Raw genomic sequence first — 13793 nt, forward strand, 5'->3', positions numbered from 1 at the left:
TAGAATGCAATAAAAATACTCAAGCGTCCGCCGGCGCCACGTCGGTCATGCCGCGTACGCCCCGCAAACGCGCCAGTGCTTCCAGGCAGTAATACTGGAACCACAGACCCGTAAAGATAAAGATCAAGACATACAGCCAGATGGCGAACGCCGCCAGGAAGGGGAAGAACACCACCGACATCACGCCGCCCATCCACAGCATGCCCGGCACGGCGCCGGCCGCGCCGGAGACCATGCCGATGGCCAGCAGCGGCCAGCGCTGCGTGCGCATGATGGCGTGGCGCTCTTCCACGCTGGCGTAATCGGCCATGGCGTCATACGCCATCACGCGGTAGGTCAGCCAGCCCCACAGCACGGCCTGCCCCACCAGTGCGGCCGGCGGAAACGCGTACAGGGGCAGCATGAGCACCCAGACGATGATAAACAGCAGGAACGTCGCCAGCGAAGTGGCGACGCTGCCCAGCAGGCTGCCGCCATGCTTCTTTTCCAGCTGCGGAAAATGCCGCCCGCCGATATGCCGGCCGATGGCCGGCATGGCGAACAGGCCCATGAAGATCAGCGCCGTCAAGATCATCAGCGGCAGCAGCATGAACATGGCGATCAGGGGTACGATCACCGCTTTCAGCATGCCCAGGCCGAAGGCGGCCAGCACCTGGCCGCTGGTGCGGAAGAAGTCATATTGCGTAAACAGCGCATGCAGGCTGTCGATCAGCGGCTGCAAGCCCACATACAGCAGGGCGCCCCACAGGATCAGCGACAGGATGAACGGCGCTATGCTCAGCAGCAATATCCTGCCGTGCAATTGCGACAGGAAAGCACGGCCATACGAATTCAGCACATTACGCATCAACGGCGTCCTTTTCGTTTGATTCTTGCAAATTCCACCATGCGGCGCAGGCCCAGCCATTGCTGCTGCCAGAAGCCGCGGCCATAGTTGCGCCCGGGCCGGCCCACGCCCTGACTGTCGATACGGGCCAGCTGGTCGCGCACGCCCGTGCGCGCATAACCGGCCGAGAAATTCGCGGTGCCCAGCAGCATATCCCAAATCGGCAAGACCACGCCGAAGTTGCAACCGCCCATGCTGCCCTTGCCTTTCGACTCGTGCCCCACGCCGATCGCATGGTGCGTGCGGTGGAAACGGGGCGAGATCAGCAGCCGCTCGCCGATGCGGCCGAAGTGTATCCTCACATTCGCATGCTGCAAGCTTTGCAGGATGCGCGAAATCGACACCAGCAGCACGTACTGGCCCGGAGGTACGCCAATGCCCAGCGCCACCAGCGCCATCACCACGTCGCGCAGGAAGTCGTCGAGCAGGTGGTTGCGGTCATCGCTCCACAAGTTCATGTTTTGCTGGCTGTGATGCAGGCTGTGCAAGCCCCACCACCAGCCGAAATGGTGCGAGGCCCGGTGGTAGCAATAGTCGACGAAGTCCAGTATCACAAAATAAATGATAAAACTGAGCAAGGGACTGATGCCGGGCAACAGCGATTCCAGGTTGAATGGATGGATATTGTCGAAACGCAAGGCGCCTGCCAATGCATCCATCAGCGGATCGAGCGTGAAGAAGACCAGCACGGAAAACAGGCCGATGCGGTGCAGCACCGTGTAAATGAAGTCGTTCCAGCGGGCGCGCGGGTCCGTGATCTTTTGCGCGGGAATCAGGGCTTCGAGCGGGCGCAGCACGAGGAACAGCAGCACCAGTTCGCACAGGCCGATCAGCAGCCACTCCGTGCCCTCGAACGCCTCTTCCGTAAATTCGCCAAAGCCCAGGTGATAGACGAGGGGATTCACCACAGTCTGGAACAGCCAGCCTTGCGCCACGCCAAACGCATCGACCACGGCGTCGATCATCGGGGTGACGAAACTGACGATGTCGGCGGCGATCATGGCTGGCCCTTCTTCCGCGCGTAGGCAGGATGCTCGCGCAGGGTGGCAAAACAGAAACCCTTGTCTTGCAGGCCGGAAATCAAGGCATCGAGGTTGGCGGGCGCCCATGCATCTTTGCGCGACCAGATGCCCATGTGCGCAATGAAAATGTCGCCGCTGTGCAAGTTCGCCAGCGCTTTCTTCAGCAGCATGGCGTTTGGATACTTATCGCTAGGCAATTCATCGCCGGAATACCCCGCCGGCGCCCAGCCCGCATGCTGGTAGCCGCAGGCGCTGCCGGCCGCCAGGGTGCGCGGCGACGTGTAGCCGCCCGGCGCACGCCAGAACGGGTCGAGCTTGCGGCCCGTCAGTTCCTGGAAGCGCGTATCGACGCGGCGCAATTCCTCGCAGAACTGCTGATCCGTCACCGACGCCAATTTGCCGCCGTCCTTGCCGAACTGGGGCTTGACCTGGATCAAGCCGTTGGCCAGATCCTTCTTCCAGTACACATGGTCGAACGTATGCGTGCCGAACGCATGGCCTTCGGCGACCCGGGCTTTCCAGTACGGCGCCCACGACGGGTCGAGCGAATAATCGCCGCGCGTGGTCTTTTCATTGGCCAGGAAGAAGGTTGCTTTCACCTGGCGCTTGTTCAGCACATCGGCGATCAGTTGCGCTTGCGACTGGCTGCCCGTGTCGAACGTCATGTAGATCGTACCCTTGCAGGCGGCCGGCGCTGATGCTGCGGCTGGTGCAGCGGCGGCAGGTGCGGCGGCATGCGCGGACGTCAGCATGGTGCCGGCGCACAGCAGCATGGCGGGCACATGGCCTGTGGAAATCAGGCGTTTCATCATCACACCCGTCATCACATGCGCGGCGAGTGCGTGGCGAAATACACGCCATGGGGCGAGCGGCCCACGGGGATCGTCTTGATCACCTTGCGCGTGGTCAAATCGATCACGGCCACTTTCTTGATCCAGCGCAGGGTGACCCACATGGTCTTGCCATCTGGCGTGATTTCCATGCAGTCCGGGCCACCGGGCACGTTGATGGTGCCCACGTTTTCCAGGGTTTGCTGGTCGATGACGTTGATCGTGTTCGACACGCGATTCGACACGAACGTCATGCGGTTGTCACCGAGCGCGCGGAAATTATGCGTGCCGGCGCCCGCCTTGATGCGCTTGACGGTCTTTTGCGTGCGCCAGTCGATCACTTGCACGTAATCGCTGCCCATGATGCCGACCAGTAAATGCTTGCCGTCGGGCGTCATCGTGATGCCGGCCGGCGCCGGGCCGACGGGCATGGTCCATTTCACCGTCTGCGTGGCCAGGTCGATGGCGCTGACCTGGTTGCTACCCTGCTGCGTGATAAAAGCCATGGTGCTGTCGGCCGTGAAGGCCATGTGGCTGGGCAGCTTCGGCAGCGCGATGCGCTTGGCCAGGGTCAGGTTCTTGCCGTCGTAGCGGTACAGGTCGATGCGGTCCAGGCGCAGCGAATTCGAGATGAACCACTTCTGGTCCGGCGAAAAGCCGATCTGGTAAGGGTCGAGGATGTTGCTGATGCGGCGCTGGATCTGGCCCGACACGGGGTCGAGGAAGATCAGTTCGTTGCCGACGGAGCTGGCGACGATCAGCGACTTGCCGTCCGGCGTCTCCATCAGGTGGTGCGGTTCCTTGCCAACGGCAAAGGTGGACAGGGGGGCGTAGGTTTTCTGGTCCAGCAGTTGCACCGTAGCATCACGGGAATTGAGTACCACCACCACTTCGGCTTGCGCCGTCGATATTGCGGAAACCAGGCACAGCGAGGAAAAAACAAGGCGGCGTAGACTGCGGAACATGGAAGAAATCACTGTTAAATACAAAACATGCATTTTACGTGGAACACCGTATTTATTGTGTGAAATCCCCCCTTAAATACAAGCCGTCGCCAAACCTCGTCGTAACTTCCCCATTTTCCCTGCAGCGGGCCTGGAATGGCGCTTTGCAACTCATTGCTCTACAATCTGAAGCTTTCATCGCCAACACAAGGATTATCATGACCACCACCACTACCGCTTCCGGCCTGCAATACATCGATACCGTCGTCGGCGAAGGCGCTGAAGCGCAAGCCGGCAACAATGTTGTCGTGCATTACACGGGCTGGCTGCAGAACGACGACGGCAGCGCCGGTTCGAAATTTGATTCGAGCAAGGACCGCAACGACCCATTCGAATTCCCGCTGGGCGCCGGCCGCGTCATCCAGGGCTGGGACGAAGGCGTGCAAGGCATGAAAGTGGGCGGCAAGCGCCAGCTGATCATCCCGGCAGCACTGGGCTATGGCGCACGCGGCGCCGGCGGCGTGATTCCACCGAACGCCACCCTGATTTTCGACGTCGAACTGCTGGGCGTATAAGTACCGACTCCGCAGCGCTCGAGCGACTGTACCTGGCGCCGCCCCTGTTCACGCAGCGGCGGCGCTTTTGTTTTGAGTGTGTCCTCTAATGCACGGCGCGCTTTTTTCACTATGATGTCAGGCACTGCAGCACGCACGGTGGCCACTCCGTCGGGCCTGCCGCACTTTTCCAGCGATTCCATCAGCACACAGGAGCCATCATGAGTTTACAAGAGCAATTCGACCAAGCGCAGCTCGATTCCAAGACCCTGTCCGAGCGTCCGGACAATATGACCTTGTTGAAAATCTACGCCTTGTTCAAGCAAGCGTCGAGCGGCGACGCCACGGGCGAGCGCCCTGGCATGACCGACTTCGTCAACCGCGCCAAGTTCGACGCCTGGGCGGCCCTGGCCGGCACGTCGAAGGAAGATGCACAGCAACAATACATCGACCTGATCGAAGACTTGAAGGACTGATCATCCCCCTGCCCCGGCACAGCCCGGGGCAATGTTATTATTTCCGCATGACACCATCACCGATTTCCCTGGCCCACGCCGCCGACCTGCCCCGTTTGTTCGACGTCTGGCACCTGTCCGTACGCGCCACCCACGATTTTCTCGCCGACAGCGATATCGCTTTCCTCATGCCCTTCGTTCGCGATGAGCTGGCCAGAGTGACGGCCGAACGCCTGCTGCACGTGCTACGCGATGCCAACAGTGTCCCGTACGCCTTCCTGTGCGTCGAGCACGCCAAGATCGAGATGCTGTTCGTGCATCCCGATCAACGCGGCAGCGGCGCCGGCCGCACGCTGGTCCAGCACGCCATCGCCAGCTTGCAAGCCACGGCCGTCGACGTCAATGAGCACAACACGCAAGCGCACGGCTTTTACCGCCACCTGGGTTTTATCGGGGAAAGCCGCTCGGAATGCGACCCCTTTGGCAAGCCTTTCCCCATTTTGCACCTGAAACTGGCCGAAAACGGCTGAAAACTCACCAAAAACCACCAAAACAGGCCGTTAACGCAAAAGTGGCTACCAAACCGGTAGCCACTTTTTTTACGCCTGTATCAGCCGTAATTTACTTTTTTGCCGCCGCCAGCGCTTGCGCGATCCAGCCGTCAAACTTTTGCTGGTGGTACTTGATCCAGCCAGCCGTATGGCGCGCTATATCGGCTTGCGTGTTTTCGCCGCGGCGCATGCGCTCGTTCTGCGCATTGATGTCCGCCACGGGCAATTGCATCACCTCGAACAGCTTGGCCGCGGCCGGATTTTTCTGCGCCCAGGCCTTGTTCGATACGATGCGCGCCGTGTTGACGGCAAAACCGTAATCGCTGCCATCGTCGAGGCGGGTATTCACCTTGTCCGGATTGGCCGAGAACGGCACTTTCAGCCAGACCACGTCCTTGCCCGGCACCAGCACGCCACTGACCCAGTACGGCGTCCACGTGTAGTACAGGATCGGTTCGCCGCGCTTGTAGCGGCCCAGGGTGTCGGCGATCAGGGCCGCATAGCTGCCCTGCACGTGCGTTACCGTCTCGCGCAGTTTGTACGCATCCATGTGGTTCTCGATCAGCGCTTCGCAGCCCCAGCCCGGGTTGCAGCCCGTCAAATCGGCCTTGCCGTCGCCATCGTGGTCGAACAGCTTGGCCAGGGTGGGATCGCGCAACTGGTCGATATTCGTGATGTTGTACTTTTCCGCCGTTGCCTTGTCGATCAGATAACCTTGCGCGGCAGGCCCCGCATACTGGCCCGTGCGCGACAGCTTGGCGTCGCCGCCCGCATTGTTATAGAAATCCTTGTGCATCGGGTCCCAGTGCACGGCCATGAAGGTGGCGTCGCCATTGGCGATGGCGATATGCGCGGTCGGGTATTCCACTTCCTTGATCGGCTGCACTTCGTAGCCGAGCTTTTCCAGGGCCTTGTCGACCAGCATGGTCTGGAAGGTTTCTTCCGCAATCGAGCTTTGCAGCGGCTGCACCTTGACGCCCTTGCCGGGCAGCGCGTCAGCCGTTGCGGCCGGCGCCTGCGCCATGGCCAGGCTGGTGGTCAGGGCCATGGCGGCGATGGCCAGGGCGGAAAACAGCTGGAACTTGCGTTGCGATTTTTGCGTCACTTTAAAATTGTCAATTTGATGCATGTAAATCCTTTCTTATTGTGCGTTGGCCAGCGTTGCTTGCTGTTCAACATTATTTTTCTCCGTGTTGCCGCGCACCAGGCGCAGCACGAAACCGGCGGGACCCGTCTGGTACCAGTGGCGCACGCCGCGGCGTGGCTGGCCCATCGCTTGCGTCAAGCGATCCAGGGTGATGGCCAGCAGCACGATACCGAGCCCCCCCACCGTTGCCAGGCCCATGTCCAGGCGGCCGATGCCGCGCAATACCATCTGGCCCAGGCCGCCCACGGCGATCATCGAAGCGATCACGACCATCGACAGCGACAGCATCAGCGACTGGTTGATACCGGCCATGATGGACGGCATGGCCAGCGGAAACTGCACGCGGGTCAACAACTGCCACGGCGAGGCACCGTAGGCGCGGGCCGCTTCGATCAGGTCGGGACGCACCTGGCGGATGCCGAGGTTGGTCAGGCGCACCAGCGGCGGCAGGGCAAAGATGATCGTGACGATCACGCCCGGCGCATTACCGATACCGAACAGCATCACCACCGGCACCAGGTAAACGAAGGCGGGCGTCGTCTGCATGGCATCGAGCAGGGGGCGCAGGATATTCTGTGCACGGTCGCTGCTGGCAAGGAAAATACCGAGCGGCAAGCCGATGGCCAGGCAGAAGGCCAGCGACGTCAACACCAGCGACAGGGTCGTCATGGCTTCCGGCCAGATGCCCAGCATCGACACGAGCAGCAGCGCCAGCACGGTGCCGATGGCCAGGGTGCGGCTCGTAAATTGCCAAGCCAGCAAGCCGATGATGGCGATCACCGTCAGCGACGGGGCCGCCAGCAGCACGCCTTCCACGCCGGACAGCACGCTGTCGATGGGCGCGCGCACGGCCTGGAAGAAGGGGCGAAAATGGGCCACGACCCAGCCCAGGCCCTGGTTGATCCAGCTTTCCAGCGGCAGCGAACCGTCGAAAATCTGCGTCAGATGAAAGCCGGCCGCATGTTCCGGCTGCACGGCGGGTGCGGCGGCGTCGAGCCAGGCGGTGCTGGCGTCGGTGGGCGGCGTCAGCGCCCAGGGATTGATCTGGGCGGCCTGTTCAACAACAGGTTCTACTGTGGAAACGGTGCTTGGGTTCATGCTTGTCCTTTCTGTTGTTGTTCGGCTATGGCTGGCGTGTCGCGGTCGAGGAACTTCAGCAAGGTCGTCTTGCTGATGGCGCCGCGGAAGCTGCCGTCATTGGCCACCACAGGGACGGCGTAAGGCAGTTGCGCCACCTGGCCGAACAGGCCGGCGACGGGCTCGTCTGCATCGATGGTCTGCACGTCGGGCAGATAGGCATGGGCCAGGCCCAGCGGGCCCACATGGCCGTCGAGCGCACTGCGCAGCGAATCGGCCGAGACGACGCCGAGGAACTTGCGCTGCGGATTGACGACATAGGCAAATGCGCGATCCTGCTCTTCCAGCATCGACAGCGCGGCACGCGAACCGCGGCTCGGCGATTCCGACACGACGATCTGGCTCTTGCGGGCAATATCGCTGGCCTTGAAGACGGCCGCCGCATCGACGCCGCGCACGAAGTTGCGCACGTAATCGTTGGCCGGCTTGCGCAGGATTTCTTCCGGCGTGCCCACTTGCACCACGTGGCCATCTTTCATGATGGCGACGCGGTCGCCGATGCGCATGGCTTCGTCGAGATCATGCGAAATGAAGACGATGGTGCGGCGCTTGATTTGCTGCAAACGCAGCAGTTCCGATTGCATTTCCGTACGAATAATCGGATCGAGCGCGGAAAACGCTTCATCCATCAGCAGGATCGATGGATCGCAGGCCAGCGCACGGGCCAGGCCCACGCGCTGCTGCATGCCGCCCGACAATTCGTCGGGATAGCTGGCGCCGTAGCCGTCCAGGCCCACCTGTTCCAGCGCTTGCTGGGCCAGCGCATGGCGCTCGGCCTTGGGCATGCCGGCCAGTTCCATGCCGAAGGCAGTGTTGTCGAGCACGGTAATTTGCGGCAGCAGCGCGAACGACTGGAACACCATGCTGATATCCTTGCGGCGCAGGGCGCGCAGCTGGGCGTCCGGCAAGGTATTGATGTCGTTGCCGTCGATCAGGATGCGGCCGGCGGTGGGCTCGATCAGGCGGTTCAGCATGCGTACCAGGGTCGACTTGCCCGAACCGGACAGGCCCATGATGACGAAAATCTCGCCCGCTTCAATGGTAAAGGTGGCGTCGAAGACGCCGATGGTGCAGTCGGTCTTGGCCAGGATGTCTTGCTTGCTGGCGCCCTGACGGACGAGTTCAAGTGCTTCTTCTGGCTTGTCGCCGAACACTTTGAACACATGGTCGATAATAATTTGTTTTGCCACGATGTGGTTCTCCCTCGATTTGACGAATGGATTGAAACCCAGCAAGCCTGCTAGCTTGCGGCGGGAATCAGCAAACCCTGTTGCGTCGGCTACGCCACGGCGCACAATGCGCACGGGAGCGACAGGAAACAGGGGGTGACACGCGTGTGACCAGCGGATGGCCAAAGCCGGTGCCGGGGTGCCGTGTGCGTGCTAAAAGAGGCTGTGGTTCAGGACTTTTAACAACGCTAGCGCCATGCAAATACATGGCACCAAATGTATTTGACCGAAAAAAATCGACCAAGCTACTTTTAAACTGGATGCGGGTGTAAAACCCGAAGAATTATTCACCACTCAGCGAGCGGAGAGTACTGCGAAGCAGAAGGTGAAACGCGGTGTAGCTGTTGTAAATATGACTCAAGTATAACGCAAAAAGCCATCAAAGTCCAATGGCTTTCCAAATAGAAATGTGCTAGCAATGTTCGCCAGCGTACAGTCGGACGTAAAAAAGGCGAAAAGCGACATGTTTTCATCGTCTTTTCGCCCATCGCCGCGACATGCTCCCTAGCACCAAACAGGGCGCCAGACAAGCGGGCCAAATGCCATCAAACTGCTTCGGTAAACACCTTGCGCATCTTCTCGGCGATCTTGCCTTCAATCGTGGAGGCGAAGGCGCTGAGCATGAAACCCAGCTTGATTTGCAGTTGCGCCTGCTCTTTTTCCAGGGTCAGCGAACCATCGACGCCGCTGCGCTCGAAGCGCAGCACATCGCCATCCCAGGCGCACGCCAGGTCATATTCCTGGGCCAGCTTGTCGGCCACTTGCTGCGCCGCTTCGCGCGCCTTTGCTGCTGTCAGCTTATGTTGCTGAACTATATTTATATCCGCCATCAAACGATCCTTTTATTATAAAAACGGGGCAATACGGCCAGCATCATACCAGCCGCCATGCGGCAGGCACGGCCGCAGCGGGCGCCGGACGGCCAAAAAAGCCCGTCCTTCCCGCGCATCGTTTGCGCGGAATCAAACCGGATGCGCCGAAGCGGGACGACTATTCCAGTTCCAGTTCCAGTTCCAGTTCCAGTTGCGCGTGTCTTGGAGAACTACCATGGACCAGAAAGTCATCGTGCCGGTCGAAGCCGTCCTGACCAAATGCGTGTCCCTGCCCGTCGGCTATGTCCCTACCCCCTCGGCGCCCTACCGCCAGCACCGCAAGAATGCGCAACTGACCCTGCAGCCGGGCCCGCCCCGCCTGACGGAGGCAACGGTGCGCAACCTGGCCGCCGTGCCCGTCGGTTCACGCGTGCTGATCTGGAAGCAAGATCCGTCCGTCAGCGACCTGGGCACCCGTAAAGCCTTTTTGCCCGGGCTGATCCTGCAAGGCCCGCGCGACGCGCGCATCACGTTTGGCGAACCGGGCATCGCGCAAGTCAGCCCGAATGCCTTCGGCGACTTCATCGTCTCGCCCAACACCGACCAGTTCGACGCCGTGCACACGTTTGCCATCGTGCGCATGACGCTCACCATGTACCAGCGCGCGCTGGCCAGCAACGACACGGCGCCGCCCCTGCCCTGGCAATGGAACAGCGCCAGCAATACGGCACCGCTGCGCGTGTTCCCGCATGGCTTGCCCAATGTCATGAATGCGTATTACAGCCGCAGCGACAAGGCACTCAAGTTCGGCGACTTCATCCCCAGCGGCGCCACCGAGCGCGTCTACACCTGCCGCTCGCTCGACATCGTCTCGCATGAAACGGGGCACGCCGTGCTCGATGGCCTCAAGCCGAATTGGCTGCTCAGCAACAATCCGCCGCAAACGGGCGGCTTGCACGAATCGTTTGGCGACCTGACGGCCATCTTCCTGGCCCTGTCGCAGCTGGACCAGGTGGAAGCGGTGATCGCGCAAACGAAGTCCGACCTGCACGATAAAACCTTCCTGGCCGACCTGGCGGAGCAGTTCGGCCTGGCCCTGGGCCGGCCGAATGGCTTGCGCAATGCCGACAATGACATCAAATTGTCGGAAGCGGGCACGGAAGTGCACGCCATCTCGCAAGTGTTTACGGGCGCCATCTACGACATCCTGGCCGACATCTTTGCCCACGAACGCCAGCCCCAGCTGGAAGACGACGCGGCCGTCCTGCACCGCTGCGGCGACTACCTGCGCAGCCTGGTCCTGCGCGCGCTGGTGGCATCGCCCGACCAGGCCGCCACCTATGCCGACGTGGCCGGCCACATGCTGACGATCGCCCAGGCCGATGGCAATGGCGCCTACCTGGACTTTATCCGCAACAGCTTTACCGTGCGTGAAGTGCTCAAGGCCAATGCCATGACGGAGGAGGGGCAAATGACGTTTGTCCCCGATATCGTCGACGAAGACGGCGCCGTGCAAGACCGGCGCGCCTGCTGCGGTACCATGAACCATGCGGAATACAGCGAATCGGACCAGTTGCTCGAAGCGGAGCGCGAAGCGCTGGCCGCCTGGTGCCGCAGTTACGGTCCCCGGTAACCAGTCCCATGCAAGGCAGCGCACCGGCGCGTCCGCTTCAGGCCAGCCGCAGCAGCGGCAGGCCATGACGCGGCCCACACCACCCACAACAGCAAGGAGCAGCATGAAAATTTCAGCCCGCAGCAGCGGCGGCTTTGCCGGCCTGAGCGAACAGTATGAGATCGATACGCAAGCCCATCCCGCTGGCCCCAGGCTGGAAGCGGCACTGGCCAGCAGCGGCTTTTTCACGCAGCCGCAGGCCACGGATGAACACGTGGGCGCCGATATTCCCCGCTGGCAGATCACCGTCGACGCGCCCACCGCGCGGCGCACCATCACGTTTGCCGAGGATGGCAGCGCTGAAAATGCACGATGGCAGCAATTGCTGGCGCAAATACGCGCCAGCGCCTGAGTGTTCCGGCACTTATTTGTGCCGATCTTGATTTGAGTAAAACAAAAACACCACACGTCAAGCCAGCACATCCCCCGCCCTGCTCCCTGCCGCATCGGGCGACTGTCGCGTTCTTGCCGCGTTCTTCATGGCAACGTCCCGGATAGTCGCTGAATTGCCCGCTCTGCGCGGCAATGACACTGCCAAAAAATGAATTTGCTTATATGTATTGTATATAAGCGGGATTTGTGAGAAATAGCGAATTGCCTTAAAATACAATGCTTTGCTTTAGTATGCGCCGCCGAGGTTCCTGCAGGCGCTACAGCACCTCCCCCAAATTGATAGGACTGTTATGACCCACGTTGTCACCGAATCCTGCATCGCCTGTCGCTATACCGACTGCGTCGATGTCTGCCCGGTAGATTGTTTCCGGGAAGGCCCGAACTTCCTGGCAATCGATCCGGACGAATGTATTGACTGCGCCGTCTGCGTGGCAGAGTGCCCGGTGAACGCGATTTTCGCGGAAGAGGACGTGCCGGGCGACCAGCAAGCCTTCATCAAGATCAACGTCGATCTGGCCCGTAACTGGCCTTCGATCACCAAGACGAAGGCTGCCTTGCCGGAAGCGGAGCAATACAAGGACGTCAAGGACAAGCTCGACATGCTGGTGCGCTAAGCGCACGGCAGCTGCGGCGGCAATTCCGGCGGGGATGGATATTCTTCCCCGCAGGGGCGTGGCGGCAAAAAACAGACAAAAAGCAGCGGAAACGCTGCTTTTTTTGCTTTTAAAGCATCGTTGCAGCTCTATCCACGTAACTGTGGCGCGCTGTCACAACTATGCGCAAACAGTGGACCTATGCGCGGTAAAGCACATTTTGTCCTCAACAAATATCGTAAAATTGGATTATGATATTTGAGCCGATATTGGCGCTTGGAATCAAACAAGGACTCTATATGCTTTACCAACTGCACGAACTGCAACGCTCTTTCCTCACTCCGGTGATGCAATGGGCAGACATGTCCTCCAAGTTATTTACCAACCCGGTTTCCCCTCTGGCCCACACCCCGTTTTCGCAACGCATCGCAGCCGGCTACGAGCTGATGTACCGCCTTGGCAAAGACTACGAAAAACCACAATTCGACATCAAATCCGTTCTCGTCCAGGGCGAGAGCGTCGACATCCGCGAACACGTTGTCGTGACAAAACCGTTTTGCCGCCTGATTCACTTCAAAAAAGAAGCCACTGGCTTGCAACAGCCCAAAGTTTTGCTGGTTGCCCCCCTGTCCGGTCACCACTCGACCCTGCTGCGCGATACCGTGCGCGGCTTGCTGGCTGAGCACGATGTCTACATCACCGACTGGACGGACGCGCGCATGGTACCGCTGACGGAAGGCCCGTTCCACCTCGACGACTACATTTATTATGTGCAAGAATTCATCCGCCTGCTGGCGCCTGATTTGCACGTGATTTCCGTCTGTCAACCGACCGTGCCCGTGCTGGCCGCCATCTCGCTGATGGCGACGGCAAAAGATCCGCACATGCCGAAAACCATGACGATGATGGGCGGCCCGATCGACCCGCGCCGCTCGCCGACGCAAGTAAACAACCTGGCGACGGAAAAGAAATTCTCGTGGTTTGAAAACACCGTGATCTACGCGGTGCCGCCGAACTACCCGGGCTTTGGCCGCAAGGTGTATCCGGGCTTCCTGCAGCACGCCGGCTTCATCGCCATGAACCCGGGCCGCCACGCGCAAAGCCACCGCGAGTTCTACATGCACCTGGTGACGGGCGATGACGAGCCGGCGGAAGGCCACCGCCAGTTCTACAACGAGTACAACGCCGTACTGGACATGCCGGCCGAGTACTACCTGGAAACCATTAAAACGGTTTTCCAGGAATTCAGCCTGCCGATGGGCACCTGGAAAGTGGGCGGCCAGCTGGTGCGTCCGCAAGACATCACGAACGTGGCCCTGTTCACCGTGGAAGGCGAACTGGACGACATTTCCGGTGCCGGCCAGACGCAAGCCGCACACGACTTGTGTTCCGGCATCCCTGCCGACATGCAGCAAGACTTCGTGGCGCCGAAATGCGGCCACTACGGTATCTTCTCGGGCCGCCGCTGGCGCGAGATCATTTGCCCGAAGATCGGCGAATTCATCCAGAAACACGGCTGATACACGGCATACCCATCGAAACGCCACGCCAGTTCATACTGGCGTGGC

General features: G+C 60.5%; 15 protein-coding genes. 7 read left to right on the forward strand and 8 right to left on the reverse strand.

The features are described from left to right. Positions 1–19: 19 nt before the first annotated feature. The 4 genes from OX462_RS22980 to OX462_RS22995 are packed head-to-tail and all read right to left on the reverse strand — an operon-like array spanning position 20 to position 3703. A complete protein-coding gene (locus OX462_RS22980) occupies positions 20–847 on the reverse strand; it encodes an EI24 domain-containing protein (RefSeq protein ID WP_409027144.1) in 828 nt (275 codons plus the stop codon). Further along, entirely contained in the window at positions 847–1851 is a 1005-nt protein-coding gene (locus OX462_RS22985) for a sterol desaturase family protein (protein WP_409028775.1), read from the reverse strand. Before OX462_RS22985 ends, OX462_RS22980 begins: the two co-directional genes overlap by 1 nt. Before the next feature lie 32 nt (positions 1852–1883). Then, on the reverse strand, positions 1884–2720 hold the full coding sequence (locus tag OX462_RS22990) for a polysaccharide deacetylase family protein (protein WP_409027145.1): 837 nt from the start codon (positions 2718–2720) through the stop codon (positions 1884–1886). 11 nt (positions 2721–2731) lie between these two features. Beyond that, positions 2732–3703: a YVTN family beta-propeller repeat protein gene (locus OX462_RS22995; protein ID WP_409027146.1), complete on the reverse strand. Its 972-nt coding sequence runs from the start codon at positions 3701–3703 to the stop codon at positions 2732–2734. A 197-nt stretch (positions 3704–3900) separates the two neighbouring features. Between OX462_RS22995 and OX462_RS23000 the strand changes: the two genes are divergently transcribed. The 3 genes from OX462_RS23000 (at position 3901) to OX462_RS23010 (ending at position 5221) form a co-directional block, all read left to right on the forward strand. Continuing rightward, positions 3901–4257 carry an FKBP-type peptidyl-prolyl cis-trans isomerase gene (locus OX462_RS23000; protein ID WP_034760263.1) on the forward strand — a complete coding sequence of 119 codons (357 nt, stop codon included), beginning with the start codon at positions 3901–3903 and terminating at the stop codon, positions 4255–4257. Positions 4258–4457: 200 nt separating this feature from the next. After that, positions 4458–4712: an acyl-CoA-binding protein gene (locus OX462_RS23005; protein WP_070219266.1), complete on the forward strand. Its 255-nt coding sequence runs from the start codon at positions 4458–4460 to the stop codon at positions 4710–4712. 47 nt (positions 4713–4759) lie between these two features. Beyond that, complete coding sequence (locus OX462_RS23010; protein WP_409027147.1) at positions 4760–5221, forward strand: GNAT family N-acetyltransferase; 462 nt, start codon at positions 4760–4762, stop codon at positions 5219–5221. Between the two features lie 91 nt (positions 5222–5312). Here the strand turns inward: OX462_RS23010 and proX are convergent, their stop codons facing one another. The 4 genes from proX to OX462_RS23030 all read right to left on the reverse strand — a co-directional run bounded on the left by proX (position 5313) and on the right by OX462_RS23030 (position 9585). Then, positions 5313–6371, reverse strand: a complete 1059-nt coding sequence (proX, locus tag OX462_RS23015) for a glycine betaine/L-proline ABC transporter substrate-binding protein ProX (protein ID WP_070219268.1) — start codon at positions 6369–6371, stop codon at positions 5313–5315. 12 nt (positions 6372–6383) lie between these two features. Then, entirely contained in the window at positions 6384–7487 is a 1104-nt protein-coding gene (gene proW / locus OX462_RS23020) for a glycine betaine/L-proline ABC transporter permease ProW (RefSeq protein ID WP_070219269.1), read from the reverse strand. After that, the gene (proV, locus tag OX462_RS23025) at positions 7484–8716 is read right to left on the reverse strand and encodes a glycine betaine/L-proline ABC transporter ATP-binding protein ProV (protein ID WP_070219346.1); all 1233 of its coding nucleotides are present in this window, start codon (positions 8714–8716) and stop codon (positions 7484–7486) included. The genes proW and proV overlap by 4 nt, the downstream gene beginning before the upstream one ends. A 584-nt stretch (positions 8717–9300) precedes the next feature. Beyond that, positions 9301–9585 (reverse strand): polyhydroxyalkanoic acid system family protein, encoded by a 285-nt coding sequence (locus OX462_RS23030; RefSeq protein WP_070219270.1) that lies wholly within the window; start codon positions 9583–9585, stop codon positions 9301–9303. A gap of 217 nt (positions 9586–9802) precedes the next feature. On the opposite strand from OX462_RS23030, the gene OX462_RS23035 reads away from it, so the two are divergent. From OX462_RS23035 to OX462_RS23050, 4 genes are all read left to right on the forward strand, one after another. Further along, a complete protein-coding gene (locus OX462_RS23035) occupies positions 9803–11200 on the forward strand; it encodes a gluzincin family metallopeptidase (RefSeq protein ID WP_409027148.1) in 1398 nt (465 codons plus the stop codon). 103 nt (positions 11201–11303) lie between these two features. Continuing rightward, entirely contained in the window at positions 11304–11591 is a 288-nt protein-coding gene (locus OX462_RS23040) for a protealysin inhibitor emfourin (protein WP_070219272.1), read from the forward strand. A gap of 331 nt (positions 11592–11922) precedes the next feature. Further along, the gene (gene fdxA / locus OX462_RS23045) at positions 11923–12246 is read left to right on the forward strand and encodes a ferredoxin FdxA (protein WP_010395176.1); all 324 of its coding nucleotides are present in this window, start codon (positions 11923–11925) and stop codon (positions 12244–12246) included. A gap of 278 nt (positions 12247–12524) precedes the next feature. After that, positions 12525–13745, forward strand: a complete 1221-nt coding sequence (locus OX462_RS23050) for a polyhydroxyalkanoate depolymerase (protein WP_070219273.1) — start codon at positions 12525–12527, stop codon at positions 13743–13745. Positions 13746–13793: the final 48 nt, after the last annotated feature.

The organism is Janthinobacterium aestuarii, assembly GCF_046113285.1.
In the GTDB taxonomy this organism is placed as follows: domain Bacteria; phylum Pseudomonadota; class Gammaproteobacteria; order Burkholderiales; family Burkholderiaceae_D; genus Janthinobacterium.

What these genes read in the sequence shown, in the direction of transcription:
- OX462_RS22980 (WP_409027144.1), bottom strand. Translation starts at nt 847, where the DNA reads ATGCGTAATGTGCTGAATTCGTATGGCCGTGCTTTCCTGTCGCAATTG.
- OX462_RS22985 (WP_409028775.1), bottom strand. Translation starts at nt 1,851, where the DNA reads ATGATCGACGCCGTGGTCGATGCGTTTGGCGTGGCGCAAGGCTGGCTG.
- OX462_RS22990 (WP_409027145.1), bottom strand. Translation starts at nt 2,720, where the DNA reads ATGATGAAACGCCTGATTTCCACAGGCCATGTGCCCGCCATGCTGCTG.
- OX462_RS22995 (WP_409027146.1), bottom strand. Translation starts at nt 3,703, where the DNA reads ATGTTCCGCAGTCTACGCCGCCTTGTTTTTTCCTCGCTGTGCCTGGTT.
- OX462_RS23000 (WP_034760263.1), top strand. Translation starts at nt 3,901, where the DNA reads ATGACCACCACCACTACCGCTTCCGGCCTGCAATACATCGATACCGTC.
- OX462_RS23005 (WP_070219266.1), top strand. Translation starts at nt 4,458, where the DNA reads ATGAGTTTACAAGAGCAATTCGACCAAGCGCAGCTCGATTCCAAGACC.
- OX462_RS23010 (WP_409027147.1), top strand. Translation starts at nt 4,760, where the DNA reads ATGACACCATCACCGATTTCCCTGGCCCACGCCGCCGACCTGCCCCGT.
- proX (WP_070219268.1), bottom strand. Translation starts at nt 6,371, where the DNA reads ATGCATCAAATTGACAATTTTAAAGTGACGCAAAAATCGCAACGCAAG.
- proW (WP_070219269.1), bottom strand. Translation starts at nt 7,487, where the DNA reads ATGAACCCAAGCACCGTTTCCACAGTAGAACCTGTTGTTGAACAGGCC.
- OX462_RS23030 (WP_070219270.1), bottom strand. Translation starts at nt 9,585, where the DNA reads ATGGCGGATATAAATATAGTTCAGCAACATAAGCTGACAGCAGCAAAG.
- OX462_RS23035 (WP_409027148.1), top strand. Translation starts at nt 9,803, where the DNA reads ATGGACCAGAAAGTCATCGTGCCGGTCGAAGCCGTCCTGACCAAATGC.
- OX462_RS23040 (WP_070219272.1), top strand. Translation starts at nt 11,304, where the DNA reads ATGAAAATTTCAGCCCGCAGCAGCGGCGGCTTTGCCGGCCTGAGCGAA.
- fdxA (WP_010395176.1), top strand. Translation starts at nt 11,923, where the DNA reads ATGACCCACGTTGTCACCGAATCCTGCATCGCCTGTCGCTATACCGAC.
- OX462_RS23050 (WP_070219273.1), top strand. Translation starts at nt 12,525, where the DNA reads ATGCTTTACCAACTGCACGAACTGCAACGCTCTTTCCTCACTCCGGTG.